Annotated in this window: 1 protein-coding gene; it reads right to left on the minus strand. The window is 57.8% G+C overall.

The genetic code is table 11. The features are described 5' to 3' along the window. Window positions 1-466 precede the first annotated feature (466 nt). Entirely contained in the window at window positions 467-778 is a 312-nt protein-coding gene (locus tag Q0176_RS10920) for a hypothetical protein (RefSeq protein WP_299302873.1), read from the minus strand. Window positions 779-1,125: the final 347 nt, after the last annotated feature.

Genomic DNA, 1,125 nt, shown 5'->3' on the forward strand with positions numbered 1-1,125 from the left:
GGGAGGTTTTCCATAAATTCGGGGAAAACCTCCCTCTTAGCGGAAGCCCTGATCGTTCCGGGGTTTTTCACGAATTTGCGAAAAACCTCGCTTCACAAATTTGTTAGGCGAGCCGCGAGGCGCAACCCGCCCCGGAAATTTCCGGGCCAGCACAGTACAAGCACCAGACAAGCCCAGAAAAGGCACGGTCGAGCCCGGTAATTTCTGGAACGCCCTGGGTCATGCTTGAGGATGAAGAATGGAGCAAGCTCTCCAACTGCCAAATTGCGGCCAAATGCAACGTTGGCGAAGCGTTGGTCCGGAAGATGCGTCCAGAGATTTGTGTAGACAACTCGTTTAAAACGAGTACATCAATTCAGACAATTCGTCAGCCAACTCCTACTCAGAACCTGGAGGCGATCATTGCACCTTAGGGCGGCGCCTTGGCCTCAAGTCAGCGCAAAACGCCGCAGATCAGCGCGGAGGCTCAGGCCCCGGCCATGAGGCGCAAGGCGTCCTGGAACCCCAGGCGATAGTGCTCCTGTGTGACCTTTGAGATGTAGTCGTCGGTAGCGAACTCAAGCTCCCTGTAAATGTCCTCGTTCTCGGCCTTCAGTGCGCCGGAGGCTTTCTCCTGTGCAAGGAGAAATCTACTTGCCGCCTTGTCCCCCGAAGGGTCGCCGAGTACCCTGAGGTCCGCGACGCCGCCACGGGTTCTCCAGAGCTTCTCGAAGGCAACCTCCAACGTGCTGCCCCTCAATGCTTCGTTCATCGTCGTGTCTCCCTTCTCTGTGGCCAAGGGGCCGGTCTCCCGCTTCCTTGGCCTCGTGTCCTTTCGTTTTATCCTCCAGGCGCGTCCTGGATGCCCCTGTGAGGCCATCGGGATCGCTTAGGGTACTTCTCCCCCTATCCCCAGTCCCCTGACGTGCCTCTCCGTCGTTCTACGACGGTCTGGAGGGTCAACCCGTATCGCCTTGTTACGCATTGCCCCAAGGGGACGTCCTGGCCCTTGGGTTTCCTTGGACTCCTCTTGCTTCCCCTCCCCCGGCATGGGCCATGGAGGGGAACCCTGCGATGAGGTTCCGAATATCCGACTTGCGCGTTTTCTGTGGTCACGGTTTTCGCTTCTTTCTTCTCCCTTCTCTC

The sequence above is a fragment of the uncultured Fretibacterium sp. genome, assembly GCF_938040765.1.
Lineage (GTDB): Bacteria > Synergistota > Synergistia > Synergistales > Aminobacteriaceae > CAJPSE01.